At 70.0% G+C, this 13,076-nt stretch carries 12 protein-coding genes; 6 read left to right on the top strand and 6 right to left on the bottom strand.

Annotated features, from left to right (window positions below; translation table 11 throughout):
* Positions 1 to 76 precede the first annotated feature (76 nt).
* Complete coding sequence (locus tag ACH4S7_RS23535; protein ID WP_398523219.1) at positions 77 to 811, top strand: GNAT family N-acetyltransferase; 735 nt, start codon at positions 77 to 79, stop codon at positions 809 to 811.
* A gap of 32 nt (positions 812 to 843) precedes the next feature.
* Entirely contained in the window at positions 844 to 1,737 is an 894-nt protein-coding gene (locus ACH4S7_RS23530; RefSeq protein WP_398523218.1) for a PaaX family transcriptional regulator C-terminal domain-containing protein, read from the top strand.
* Positions 1,738 to 1,847: 110 nt separating this feature from the next.
* On the opposite strand, the gene ACH4S7_RS23525 is transcribed toward ACH4S7_RS23530, so the two are convergent.
* Together ACH4S7_RS23525 and ACH4S7_RS23520 are read right to left on the bottom strand one after the other, a co-directional pair.
* On the bottom strand, positions 1,848 to 2,069 hold the full coding sequence (locus tag ACH4S7_RS23525) for a ferredoxin (RefSeq protein WP_398523538.1): 222 nt from the start codon (positions 2,067 to 2,069) through the stop codon (positions 1,848 to 1,850).
* A gap of 29 nt (positions 2,070 to 2,098) precedes the next feature.
* Complete coding sequence (locus ACH4S7_RS23520) at positions 2,099 to 3,307, bottom strand: cytochrome P450 (RefSeq protein WP_398523217.1); 1,209 nt, start codon at positions 3,305 to 3,307, stop codon at positions 2,099 to 2,101.
* Positions 3,308 to 3,809: 502 nt separating this feature from the next.
* Between ACH4S7_RS23520 and ACH4S7_RS23515 the strand changes: the two genes are divergently transcribed.
* Both ACH4S7_RS23515 and ACH4S7_RS23510 read left to right on the top strand, forming a co-directional pair.
* Positions 3,810 to 4,379: an SET domain-containing protein-lysine N-methyltransferase gene (locus tag ACH4S7_RS23515; protein WP_398523216.1), complete on the top strand. Its 570-nt coding sequence runs from the start codon at positions 3,810 to 3,812 to the stop codon at positions 4,377 to 4,379.
* A gap of 456 nt (positions 4,380 to 4,835) precedes the next feature.
* The gene (locus ACH4S7_RS23510) at positions 4,836 to 6,512 is read left to right on the top strand and encodes a TROVE domain-containing protein (protein WP_398523215.1); all 1,677 of its coding nucleotides are present in this window, start codon (positions 4,836 to 4,838) and stop codon (positions 6,510 to 6,512) included.
* Between the two features lie 95 nt (positions 6,513 to 6,607).
* Here ACH4S7_RS23510 and ACH4S7_RS23505 read toward each other — a convergent pair whose 3' ends face one another.
* From ACH4S7_RS23505 to ACH4S7_RS23490, 4 genes are all read right to left on the bottom strand, one after another.
* Positions 6,608 to 7,264, bottom strand: a complete 657-nt coding sequence (locus tag ACH4S7_RS23505) for a hypothetical protein (protein WP_398523214.1) — start codon at positions 7,262 to 7,264, stop codon at positions 6,608 to 6,610.
* A 44-nt stretch (positions 7,265 to 7,308) separates the two neighbouring features.
* On the bottom strand, positions 7,309 to 9,624 hold the full coding sequence (locus tag ACH4S7_RS23500) for a hypothetical protein (RefSeq protein ID WP_398523213.1): 2,316 nt from the start codon (positions 9,622 to 9,624) through the stop codon (positions 7,309 to 7,311).
* A gap of 15 nt (positions 9,625 to 9,639) precedes the next feature.
* Positions 9,640 to 10,065 (bottom strand): hypothetical protein, encoded by a 426-nt coding sequence (locus ACH4S7_RS23495; RefSeq protein ID WP_398523212.1) that lies wholly within the window; start codon positions 10,063 to 10,065, stop codon positions 9,640 to 9,642.
* A 193-nt stretch (positions 10,066 to 10,258) separates the two neighbouring features.
* Positions 10,259 to 11,101, bottom strand: coding sequence for an NAD(P)H-binding protein (locus ACH4S7_RS23490; RefSeq protein ID WP_398523211.1), 843 nt, complete (start codon positions 11,099 to 11,101; stop codon positions 10,259 to 10,261).
* Positions 11,102 to 11,179: 78 nt separating this feature from the next.
* Here ACH4S7_RS23490 and ACH4S7_RS23485 point away from each other — a divergent pair, with 78 nt between their 5' ends.
* A complete protein-coding gene (locus tag ACH4S7_RS23485) occupies positions 11,180 to 12,034 on the top strand; it encodes an AraC family transcriptional regulator (RefSeq protein WP_398523210.1) in 855 nt (284 codons plus the stop codon).
* 212 nt (positions 12,035 to 12,246) lie between these two features.
* A complete protein-coding gene (locus ACH4S7_RS23480) occupies positions 12,247 to 13,008 on the top strand; it encodes an SDR family oxidoreductase (RefSeq protein WP_398523209.1) in 762 nt (253 codons plus the stop codon).
* Positions 13,009 to 13,076: the final 68 nt, after the last annotated feature.

Raw genomic sequence — 13,076 nt, 5'->3', positions numbered from 1 at the left:
CGATCGTAGTGAGTAAGATAGATATCATGAAGTGGTGGGGCGGCGCGGGGATGCCGGGAATCGAGAGGGAGCACGCATGACGAGTGAGCGGTACGAACCGGACGACGACCGTGCCGGACCGGACGACGACCGTGCCGGACCGGACGACGACCGTGCCGGACCGGCCGGACCGGCCGAAGCGGACGGCAGGAGTACGGAGGGGAGTGCGGGCGTACGAGTCCGGCGCGGCGTCCCCGACGGAGCCGAGGCGCGGGTGGCCGAGCTGTACTGGGCGGCCTTCGGCCGGAAACTCGGCGCGGCGCTCGGCCCCTCGGCCACGGGGCGGCGATTCATCGCGACCCATCTGCACCCGGACCGCGCCGTGGTCGCCCTCGTCGGTGACACGGTGGTGGGCGTGGCCGGCTACCGGCTGGGCGCCCGCGGACTCACCGGGGGCGGCGTGGCCGACGTGCTCCGGACGTACGGACTGTTCCGGGGCGTTCCCCGGCTCGCACTCCTCGCCGTACTGGAACGCACCCCGAAGCCCGACGAGCTCGTCATGGACGGCATCGCCGTCGACGCGGACCTCCGCGGCCGGGGCATCGGCGGGCTGCTCCTCGACGCAATGGTCCGCGTCGCCGCCGACCACCACTGCCGCAGGATCCGGCTCGACGTCATCGACGTCAACCCCCGCGCGCGGGCGCTCTACGCACGGCACGGCTTCGTCCCGGTCCATACCGAGAGGACGCCCTGGCTGCGGGGACCGATGGGATTCGGCGCCGTCACCACCATGTCCCGGCCCGTCGCCCCGCCCGCGACGGGTCAACGGTGAACGGGCCCGAGCGGCCCGCCTATGCTCGGCCCATGACCGGCACCGCCCCCGAGATCCCCACCCGCCTGGTCGTGCACGCCCTCGTCCGGGAGGACGCCACCGTGGACGCCGGTGAGCTGTACTCCGTCGCGGACGCCCTGGGCATGAGCGACCAGCAGGTCCGACTGTGTGTCAAACGGCTCGTGACCGAGGGGCGGTTCACCCAGGAGGGCCGGGGCCGCAAAGCGCTGCTCCGCGCCACCGCGGCCGACGTCGCGGAGTCCCTCGTGCCGAAGGTGGCCTACGTCCGGCACGCCTACGAACAGGACCGCGGACTCGCCCCCTGGGACGGCCGCTGGCACCTCTTCGCGTTCGCCATCCCGGAGTCGGCCAGAGCCGCCCGCGACGCATTGCGCGACGCGCTGCTGGGCCTGGGCGCGGTCGCCGTCCAGGGCGGCCTCTATGTCAGTGCCAACGCCGTCGAGCCCCTGGTCGATGAGCGGGCGCGCCGCCTCGGAGTGCTGTCCGCCGTCACCTTCCTCACCAGCGACGACCTACGCGTCGGCGCCGCTCGCACCCCGGCCGCACTGGCCTCCTCGCTCTGGCCGCTGACCGAGATCGCCGCACGGTACGAGCGGCTCGACGTGCTCGCGGAGAGCCACCTCGCCCGCCTCGACGCCCTGCCGCTCCCCACCGGGACCGAACGGCTGACCATGGCCGTCGAGCTGGCGGCGGAGTTCTCCCGCGCCATGGAGCCCGACCCGCTGCTGCCGCTCGAACTCCTGCCGGCGCCCTGGATCGGCACCCGTGCCCGGGAGCGGGCGGCCCGCTGCTGGTCCCGGCTGCTCGACGCACCGGGCGCGGACGCCGAGGACCGGCCCCGGCCGCGCCTGTTCCGTCTCTACGCCGAGGTCATCCAGGAGGGCGCCGCGCACCGTCCGGAGTGAGCCCCCGGAGCCGCCCCGGGAGCCCTCGGCGCCAGCCCGAGCCCCCGAGCCCCCGAAGCCCCCGAGCCTCCGGGGCTTCGCTCCGGACGAGCGCGGGCCGCCGTCCGTCCTCAACCAGGAGTGGGCGGTTGCGCCCCGTGGCCCCCGGTGGTGCTGATGGCCCGCACCGGACAGACCCGGACCGCCTCCCGCACCTGTGCGCCGGAGGTGTCGTACGTCGGGTCGGGCAGCAGCTCGCTCAGCCCCTCGTCGTCCTGGGTGAAGACCTCCGGCGCGGTCAGTGCGCACATACCGGCGCCGATGCAGACGTCCTTGTCGATCTCGATCAGCATGTTCCTGTGCTCCTCCTCGTGCACGGTCGTCACCAGGTGACCGGAAGTTCCAGCATTCCCTGGAGGGTGTCGCCCGGCTTGAACGGCACCTGGTCGGCCGGTACGGCCAGCCGCAGACCGGGCAGTCGGGCGAAGAGCGACCGCAGCGCGATCTCCAGCTCGGCGCGGGCCAGGTTCTGCCCCAGGCACTGGTGCACCCCGTAGCCGAAGCCGATGTGGTGCCGTGCCGGGCGATGCCAGTCCAGGGTGTTGGGCTCGGCGAAGGCGTCGCCGTCCCGGTTGATCAGCGAGGTCGCGAAGACGATCCCGTCGTCCGCCCGGATGGTCGTGCCCCCATCCACCTCGATGTCCTCCCGGGCCACCCGCACCATGCCGTCGGCGATGGAGAGGAAGCGCATCAGTTCCTCCACCGCCGTCGGCATCAGGGCCTCCTCGGCCCGCAGCTCGGCGAGCTGCTGTGGGTGTTGGAGCAGGGTGAAGACCCCGAGCGAGATCATGTTGGCCGTGGTCTCATGACCGGCGACGAGCAGGATCAGGGCCATGTCGATCATGTCCTGCCGGTCGAGATCCCCCTCCTTCCGCTGACGGCGGATCAATTCGTCGAGGATTCCGTCCCCGCCGGCTTCGGCCAGTGGAATCCGGTTGTCGAGCAGCCCGCCGATGTACTGCTCCAGCAGATCCCCCGCCCGCTCACTCTCCTCGGGGGTCGCGCCGCGCAGAATCCTGCGGGACTGCTCCTCGAAGAAGTCGTGGTCGGCGTAGGGAACCCCGAGCAGATCGCAGATCACCATGGACGGCACCGGCAGGGCGAAGGCGTCCACCAGTTCGGCGGGCGGCCCCTGCTCGACCAGTTCGTCCAGCAGTCGGTCCACGGTCCGCTGGATCATCGGCCGGAGCTCCGCGACGCGCTTGAGGGTGAAGCCGGGAATCAGCATCCGCCGCTGGGTCTTGTGCTCGGGGTCGTCCAGCCCGATCAGCGCCACCCGACGCCTGGTGGGGGAGGCGAACCGCTCGCTGGTCATCGGGAACGCCATGTTCTCCCGGTCGCTGGAGACCCGGGGGTCGGCCAGCAGTTGCCGCGCGAGCGTGTGCCCGGTGATCGCCCACACGGAACGGCCGTCGTACAGCGTCACCCGCGAGAGCGGGCCCGACCCGAGCAGCGGCTCGTACTCGGTGGGTGGGGCATAGGGACAGGAACGGTTCTGAGGGAAGGCTACGGATTCCGTGGTTTCCGTCATCGTGAACCTCACAGCGGTAGAAGGTCCGGTGTGCCATCTATCACTACATGCCTCAGGCATCTATCGGTCTACGCCTAGTTCGGCCAAAGATCCGTCGATATGCGGCGATCGGTTGGCCTGACCGGATACCGTGCCTTTCGGCCGAATCCGCGCGGCGTGCGTCCTGAACGGCGCGGACACCGAGCGGGCCGCTTGCACTCGATCGTCCGGTTCCCATCGGAACGGAGGATTCCGCTCGGGTGGCCAGGCCCACGGAGGTCCCGATCCGGCAGCCGGGGGAGCCCCGACACCGCCCACGGAGACCACCACGCGGCCCGCTCCCGCGCCGACGAGGGAGCGGCGTCGGAGCGCAGCGGGCCGGTACCAGCCCTGGTGCTGGGCGGGCGGGTGCGGTTGTGTGTCCCTCACCTGCTCTTTAGCAGAGCCCGGGTGCCTCTCGGCGGTATGAACCCGCCGTTCCGGCCCCGGGCGGTGTTCCGCCCGACGTACCGAAGGGCTTCTCATGAACCGTCAAGACTCCGACCGCCCGCCGCGCACCGCGCCGGGGGTGGCGGACCGTGACCCCGGCATCGAACTGCGGGAGACCGTGGGCAGGGGAGCGGGGGTGTTCGCGACCCGGGCCTTCCGGGTGGGCGAGCTGGTGCTGACCGGTGTCATCGAGGCCGATCTTGAAGGGAACGACTCGCACGCCTCCCAGATCAGCCGGAATCGCTTCGTCCGGCACGGCGGTCTGGTGCCGAAGGTGAACCACTCCTGCGACCCGAGATGCGGCATCGGGCTCAACGCGACCGGTGCCCACGACGTGCTGGCCCGCGTCCCCATCACCACCGGTCAGGAAATCACCCTCGATTACGCGATGCGGAACTATGTGATCGAGCACTTCCCCGCCCGCTGCGGGTGCGGGACGGCCCTGTGCCGTGGCCGGATCACGGGGTGGAAGGACCTGCCGGCCGCGCGCCGGAGCGCGTACCGGGGCTATGTCGCCCCGTACCTCCTCGACATGGTGGCGTCCGACGCACCCCACCCGACGGCCTCGGAGACCGTCGGGCCTGACCGCTCGGCCTCGATGTGAGGGAGGGTTCGAGGGGGCGTGACCGCTTTTAATCGGTCGACGCCGGTAGGGGGGCGCGGTCTACGGTGAGCGCAGCCCAGGTGCGCAGGAGCGGGTTACTTCCACTGATATTGGGGCGGTCCCGGGTTCGAATCCCGGTCGGCGCTTGAGGCGTCGGTAGCTCAGCGGCTAGAGCACCTTGTTACCCGCACCGACCTTGATCTCTGGGCCACAACTTCATATCTCTGCACCTCCCGGTGCGCAGGCCGCGGTTACTTCTCTCTCAAAGAATCCGAACCGCACGCCGACTTGATCTCGGGAGGCACCAGCATCGGGGGCCCGGTGCGCGCGCAACAGATACTTCGTTGGAGTCGGCAGCCACGGCAGCCGGCGGTGAAGACACGTCATCCCTCTGCTGCTCACCTTGATCTCGGGCCCCGCATGCTCGGCCTCCCCTCCATAGCGAGGGGTTCTCTCTTGTCCCGCTTCAACATCCGTGGCGTCCGCCCGGCCGTCGGCTCGCCCGTGACCACGACCGGGGAGACCGAACTCACGCATCAGGGCGCCACGGGCTACCTACGCGACACCCGCGGCGAGCTGTTCCTTCTCGCCGTCGCGAACCTCGTCGGGCAGGACACCGTCTACGAGCGCGCCGGTGACCGTGACGACCGGTTCACCCGGCTCGTACGGCAGCTCGCCGTCGAGGACCCCGCCTGGACCGCCGGCCTGCTGGCTTGGCTGCGCGGCGCGGGCAACCTGCGCACCGCCGCGCTCGTCGGCGCGGCCGAGTTCGTCCGCGCCCGTCTCGACGCCGACCAGGACGGTACGGGCCTCGGCGCCCCGACGGGCGTCGAGCCGCAGGACGCGGGCTGGAACCGGCGGATGATCGCCTCGGTGCTCCAGCGGGCGGACGAGCCCGGGGAGCTGCTCGGGTACTGGACGCAGCGGTACGGTCGCCGGCTGCCGAAGCCGCTGAAGCGCGGCATCGCCGACGCGGTGCAGCGGCTGTACATGGAGCGCTCGCTGCTGAAGTACGACACCTCGGCGCACGGCTACCGCTTCGGTGACGTCCTGGAGCTGGTGCACGCGGCCCCATCCGGTGACCGGCGGTGGCAGGGTGACCTGTTCAAGCACGCGATTGACCGCCGGCACCACCGTGACGAGCCGATCCCGGCACGACTCACGACCCTGCACGCCCGCGCGGAGCTGACGGCCCTGCCCGTCGAGGAGCGCCGGACCGTCCTGACGAGCGCCGGTGGGGTCGAGCGGCTGCGGAGCGCGGGCATGACCTGGGAAGCCGTCGCAGGGTGGCTCCAGGGCCCGCTGGACGCGGCGGCATGGGAGGCCGTCATCCCGTCCATGGGCTACATGGCGCTGCTGCGGAACCTGAGGAACTTCGATCAGGCCGGGGTGTCCGACCGGGTGGCGGCGCAGGTCGCGGCCCGGCTCACCGACCCTGCGCAGGTCGAGCTTTCACGGCAGCTCCCCATGCGGTTCTACTCGGCCCACCGGGCCGCGCCGACACTGCGCTGGGGCCACGCCCTGGACCAGGCGCTCAACGCGTCCCTGGGGAACATCCCGTCCCTGCCGGGCCGGACTCTGATCCTGGTGGACACCAGCAGCTCCATGGAGGCCGGGTTCTCCCGTGACGGGACCTTGATGCGGTGGGACGCGGCAGCCCTGTTCGGAATCGCTCTCGGCCGGCGCGCCGCCGACGCCGATGTGGTCTCGTTCTCCAGCGGAGGCTGGCGCGGGAGGCCCGGGACGAAGGTGTTCCCGCTCCAGCGCGCGGAGTCCCTGCTCCGCTCGGTCGACCGGTGGCAGACAGGCGGCTGGTTCCTCGGCGGCGGTACCGACACCGCGGGGGCCCTTCGCGCGCACTTCGACGGGCATGACCGGGTTGTCATCGTCACGGATGAGCAGGCCGCGTACGACTCCGTCGGCGTCGGCGGGTCGATCCCGGCCACCGTGCCGCTCTACACCTGGAACCTCGCGGGCTACCGCGCGGGTCACGCGCCGTCCGGAGAGGCGAACCGGCACGCCTTCGGTGGACTGACCGATGCGGCGTTCCGTCTGATCCCGCTGCTGGAGCGCGGCCGGGACGCCCACTGGCCCTGGGAGCAGCCCGCCGAGCCGACTCCCGCGGCGCGGTGACCGAACTCATCCCGATCCTCCGCTGAATCCACGGCCCCCTCCCACGCCGCGGCGCGGGAGGGGGCGGCGCTGTGCGAGGACGGCTCCCGCTCTCCTCACTTGGCGGGCGTCAGCCGGGGCTGCTCGCTCAGTCCGCCGTTGTTCGCGCACCCCAACTTCCCCGCGAGTGCGAACGCCGCGGCGTTCAGCGCCGTCAGATTCGCCTCGCGCACGGCGCGCGCATCTCCCGCCGGATCGGCGCGGTTTCTGAACTCGCCGCGGATGAAGGCGGGTTGCTCCTTCGAACTCCCCATCTCCGGGCTGACGCACTCGATGTAGAGGATCACCGCTCTGACCCCGGCGAGAGCCCTGCGACCCACCTGATAGGGGGTGAATTTGGGCGAGTAGTCCGGGCTGTCGATGAACTTGCCGTCGTCGAGAGTGAAGCTGACCCGCGAGTGATCGAGGCCGGATTCCTTCTCCACGTAGACCGAGCACAGATCGCCCTCGGCCTCCGACCTCACACCGGACGCCAGATACCCGGCGGTGAGCTTCTCCGCCGCGACGTCGAGCCCGTCCCCGACCTCGCTGTGGAAGAACCGGTCCGTCCCGGTCATGGTCCGCAGCGCCCGCTGGGCGACCGGAGACGCGAAGACACCATCACAGATCCGCTCCGCGCCGACGGGCTCCCACTCGCTCTTGCCGTCCCCGTCGTCGCCCGAGCAGGCCGTCGCTGTCAGTCCGACCGCCAGCACCAGCCCAACCGCTGTCATCACACCGCGTGTTCGCATGAACCCCACCCTAGTCACCGGCCCTGTCACGGCTGGGGAGAGGTGCCGTGCCGGTTCTCCCCGAGGGTGCCTCTGTTGTAGCCGCTGTTGAGGGCCTCCTCCAGGTCCTGCCCGAACGGGTCGCCCGAAAGGATTCCGTGCTGCTTCAGGAATGCCTTCATCGGGGACTCCGCCGACAGTTCGCCCGCAGCGAAGATCTCCACGCGCTGCTTCTCGGTGTCATCGCCGCTGTCCTTCTGCTCGGACCTGGTCCAGTCGCTGACGGCCTGCCCGATCATCTGCTCCGCCGCCGCGCCGCCGGTGTCCACGGCCAGCGGTACGACGATCGCGGCGACTCCGACCCCGGCCGCCGTGGCCGGGAGGAAGGCGACTCCGGCCCCGACCACGGCGGCGGCACCGAAGTTGATCCAGCCGGAGCGCTTCTCCAGGGCCTGGTTGTACTCCTCGTCCTTCTTCTTGTTGGTCGCCTCGACCTGGTCGAAGCGGGACTGGTCGAGCATCCCCTGCACCTCGGCACCGGTACGGACGACCTCACGGGCATGCCCCTCGTTGATCTTCCCGCCCTCGCCGACCTGGGCCTCCAGCATGCTGGTGGTGTAGACCCGCTCGGCGGTGGCGACGGAGGCGTACGCGTCCGGGTGCTGGCCGAGGGTGCTCAGGAATTGCCGCGCACCGGTCCGTTCGAAGGCGGCGTGGCTCTCCGGGTCCTTGGCCGGTGCGAAGAGACTGGTCGGATCGTTCTCGTTCAGCGCCCAGTTGATGTCATCGATGTAGCCCGCCCCCATGCGTCCTAGGCTGTCGGCCAGGGCCTCCTGCTCCTTGAGCAGTTCAGGGTCGCTGCCGTACTTCTCGACGACTTCTTCCATGATCTTGACCGAGTCCGCGTCCCGCACCAGGGCGGGATTCGGGTCGTCGTAGGCGTGGCCCAGGGTGGCCGCCTCCAGCGCGTGACCGAAGACGTTCGGCATGTGGTCGAGGGACTTCTTCATGTCGTCGGGGGCGTGCCCGGCGATATCGGGAAAGGACTCGTAGTCGTTGTTCCCGAAGTAGTCCAGATAGCTCTTGATCTCTTTGCCGTCGGCATCCTTGGGCGGTCCGGCCTTGAGCGTGCCGTCGTCGTTGTACGCCTTGGGCTCGTTGCCGAAGAACTCCTTGGCGGCCTGAGGGCTGTGGCCGAGGGCCTCCAGCATGCTCAGCATGGGGTCGAACCCGGAACCGTTCTTCCCGGAAGGGTTGAACGGGTTCTTGTCCCATCCGCCGGTGCCCTTGTTATCGGCGAACAAGTACGGGTCCCTGGCGTGGAGCTGGGTCACATGCCCGGCGATCGGGTTGAGGAACCTGGGGTCATAGTTCCCGTACCGCATGATGCCGCCGAGTAGCTGGTAGCCGTACGGGCCGTTGTGGTCGTACTTGGCCAGGGGGATGCGCTCGGTGCCCAATTTGCGCATGTCTTCGGACCACTTCTGGGTCCATGCGTCGTCCGCCCCGACGGGTTTGGTGGCGGTGGCGAGGTTCAGGCCCAGATTGCGCTGGAGTTCCTGGACATCGGCCAGCCGCTCCTTGTCCTGCTTGGCCAGGTCGTAGGTGTCCGTGGAGAGTTGCCCGAAGAATTCCAGTGATCTCTTCGGCCCCAGGCTTTCGTAGAAGGCGCGGGAGAACTCGGGGGAGGTGTGGTTGCCCTTGAGGAGTTCGTTGAGCTGCTGAAGCTCGGCGTGGGTGAGGTCGCGGCCCTTGTTGGCCAAATCGACTGCCCGCTTGGCCTCTTCGGCGTCGATGTTGCTGTACACCGGTGGGCTGAAATTGTGCTGGTTATCGGTGATGTTCGCCTTGAGCGCGTTGGACGTGGCGATGTCGGAACTATTGCAGTTCTCGACGATGTCGTCGATCCGGCGCTGCATGGCCTCGACGGCGGCGTTCTGCTTGGCCAGGGCTGGGCCGTAAGCGGTGTCCTTCTGGGCCTCCCGGTCACGGGAGATGTCGTACTGGGGCCGGACCACGCCGTGGGCCCCGACGATGAGCCGCGCGGCGGGGGCATCGACATCGACGATCTTCTTCAGCTCGTCCTGGGCCTTCTTGAACGCCTCATGGCCGTCCTCAAGGATCAATTTGATGCCCTGCGCGGCCTTGGCGGCCTCATCGAACTCCTTGACCGTCTCCTTGATGAAGGGCTTGGTGACCTCGGCGTTGACACCGCGCCAGTATTCGTCCCTGGCCTTGTTCCCGAGCGTTGTCCGGGCTTCCTCAGCCAGCCTCTCCAGCTTGCTCACCATCGCCGCCCATTCGGTGACGGCGGTGTGCAGATCGCCCAGCGGGGCTTGGTACACATTGTCAAAGGTCAGCATGTCCGTCCCCGTGCCCTATGTGAGGTAGTCGCTGATCTGGGAGGTTCGCAGGGCCGCCTCGATCTTCTTCTCCTGCTTGCCGTGGGACGCCGCGCTGTAATCCAGATGGTTGGAAATGTTGGCGCAGGCGTCCAGCAGGGTCTTCAGCTGGGAGTCCCAGGTCTTCCGCATGGCGCTCATGGCGGCGCCGGTCTGAAACCCGTTGACCGTCATCAGGGTCGCGGACTCTCCGGTACTGGCGTCGGCGTGTCTGCCGTCGACCGAGAGCATGCTGTGCAAGGCGAAGGCGGCACTGCCCAGTTCACCCAACTTGTCCTGGCTGACGCTGAGATCGATGCCCTCGCCGCCTTTTCCCCCGCCCGGCTCGACCTGATTCAGGCGCGTATGGGCGCCGTCCTCGATGGTGGTGCGCGCGGACACCCATTCCTGGTCGAATGACATGGAGTTCCCGTCGGCCGAAGGTACTGGAGGAAGTGAACCACCACGATAGTGACGTGATCGGCCCCAGGAGGCGCGACCAGGAGATCGGGCCGGAACACTCCGCCCGGGGGGCCGGGAAGACCCCGCCTCCGGCGGCGCGGCGGCCCGGACCCCGCTCCAGATGTCCAGGCCGCCGCGAGCGATCACCCCGGGCTCACTCCTCCCGCGCCCACGCTCCGTTCGCCGCCGCGCGGTCGGCATAGGCATCGAAGGAGCGGGCGTCCCGGCCGAGCACCCGGCGTACCCCGTCGACGGGGTGGGCGGCGCGGCCGGCCCGGAGGACGGCGAACATGGTGTTCAACGCGTCCACGACCTCGGACGGTGCGCCGGCCGCCCGTAGTTCGGCGGCGTACTCCCCGGGCGTGAGTCGTTCGTAGCCGATGGGCCGCCCGGCCGCCCGTGCCATGACGGCGACCGCTTCGTCGAACGTGAGGGCGTGCGGGCCGGACAACTCGTAGATCTGGCCGTCGTGTTCACCGCCCTCGGCGGTGAGGAGGGCGGCAGCGACCTCGGCGACGTCGTCCACGTCGATGAACGGCTCAGGCACCGCGTCGGTCGGCAGGGCGAGGCGGCCGGACCGGAGGGGTTCCCGCCACAGGTCTTCGTCGAAGTTCTGATTGAAGTTGTTGGGGCGGATGATGGTCCACCCCACCCCGGACTCCCGCACCGCGCGCTCGCTCGCGGTCATGCCCGCACCGAAGGCGGCGTCCATGTGCTCGATGCCCCGGCCGGACAGCACCACGAAGCGGGAGACGCCCGCGTCGGTGGCCTGCTGGGTGAACGCCGCCACCGGCGCCGGATCCTCCGGCGGTACGAGGTAGACGGTGGCCACTCCGTCGAGCGCGGCGCCCCAGGTGGCGGGCCGGTCCCAGTCGAAGGTCACCTCGCCGGAACGGGAGGCCGCCCGTACGGTCCGGCCCGCTTCGCGCAGGAGCCGCACCACCCGGCGCCCGGTCTTGCCGGTCGCACCCAACACCAAGATCTCATCTGTTGTCATGGGTTCAGCGTGCCGTCGGTGTCCGATTCCGACCATGGTCGATGATCCGTGGCCCATGTGTGATCGTACGGTTGGCGGATGGACCCTTTCGATGACCTGCTGCGGGGAGTGCGCGCCGACGGTGCGCTGCTCGGCTGTTCCGTGTTCACCTCGCCGGAGACGCTCCGGCTCGCCGAGGGTGCTTCGCTGACTCTCTGCGTACCCCTGCGCGGTGAGGTCCGGATCGAGCAGGGGTCCGAGCGGTGGCTGCTGCGGGAGGGGGAGACCGCGGTCCTGCGCGGTCCGGAGCCGTTCGTCGCCACCGACCTGGCGACGCCGGAGCGGGACACCACGCTGATGGTCGGTGTGTACCGGGTACGCGGCGAGGTGCCGCGTCGACTGCTCCGGGTGCTGCCGCCGTTCCTGCTGCTGAAGGAGGAGTGCGACTGGAACGCCACCCGCGATCTGCTGGAGACGCATATCGGCGCTACCGGTCCGATGCGTCAGATCGTGCTCGACCGGCTGCTCGACTGGCTGCTGGTCTGCACGTTGCGGGCGTGGTTCGACCGCCCGGAGGCCGATCCGCCGGCCTGGTACCACGCGCTGGGCGACGAGGTCACCGGGCCGGCGCTCCGGGCGATGCACGAGATGCCCGACCGGCCGTGGACCCTGGCCGGACTCGCGGCCGAGGCCGGTGTCTCCCGCACCACACTGGCCAAGCGCTTTCCCGAGCTGGTGGGGGAGTCGCCGATGGGCTATCTGACCGGGTGGCGGATGGCGCTCGCGGCCGATCTGCTGGCGGAGTCGTCGGCGACGGTCGCATCGATCGCCCGCCGCGTCGGCTACGCGGACGCCTTCGCCTTCAGCGCCGCGTTCAAACGGGCCAGGGGCGTCAGCCCCACCGCCCATCGCGCCACCGCGACGCAGGGGAACCGGGCCGTCGCGGCGCGGTGACGGATGGCGTGGTGAGGAGTGCCGCCCGGTGGCGGTGACAGCCCCCCCGGCGGTCCGGTCCGGTGTGCGGCACGGAACGCCCCAGCGGCCGGAGCCCGCACGAGACGACCGCCGCCGACAGTCGACCGAGAGCGGACCGAAGACCGACCGAATGCGCCGCCCCGCAGAGTCACTCCCGCAGACCAGTCGACCTGTTTCTCCAAGGAGTCACGATGAGCACGTTCGAGGGCAAGAAGGCCGTCATCACGGGCGGAACCCATGGCATTGGGCTGGCGATCGTCACGGCGCTGCTGGACGGCGGGGCCGAGGTGGTGCTGACCGGGCGCGATGAGACGAGGACGGCAGCGGCCCGGAGCGAGCTGCGGGGCCGGGCCGCGCACGTCGTACGGTCCGACGCCGCGAGCACCACCGATATCGCGGCCCTCGCCGACCTCGTCCGGGAGCGGCTCGGCCATGTCGACCACCTCTTCGTCAACCACGGCTTCGCGGAGTTCGCCGAGTTGGGCGAGGTCACGGAAGCCTCCTGGGACCGGCATTTCGCGGTCAACACCAAGGGGGCGTTCTTCTCCGTCCAGGCGCTGGCCCCGCTGCTCAGGGAAGGCGGTTCGATCGTCTTCACCACCGTTGCCAACGACGCCGTCTTCCCCGGAATGAGCGCCTACTCCGCGTCGAAGGAGGCGACGCGCGCGTTCGCCCATGTACTCGCCGCCGAGTTGCTGCCCCGGGGCATCCGGGTGAACTCCGTCGCTCCCGGATTCATCGAAACGCCGTCGCTGGGTATGCCCGGCCTGACCGCCGAGCAGCGGAAGGGGTTCGAGCGGCAGGCTTACGAGTCCACTCCCATGGGGCGGGTGGGCACGATGGCGGAGGTGGCCGCGGCGGCCCTGTTCCTGGCCTCGGGTGCGACCTTCACCACCAATGTCGAGCTGGCCGTGGACGGCGGGTTCGCCCGGGGGCTCGGTACCGCGCACTGACGCGGGACCCGAGAGCGCGGTACCGGACGCCTGAGCGGTCGTTTTGGACCGGCGCCTCCCGGTTCCCC

It is taken from the genome of Streptomyces sp. NPDC020965 (genome assembly GCF_044333555.1).
Classification (GTDB): domain Bacteria; phylum Actinomycetota; class Actinomycetes; order Streptomycetales; family Streptomycetaceae; genus Streptomyces.
Note: the sequence above shows the minus strand (reverse complement) of the source record. Positions and strands in the feature narration are given on the sequence as shown.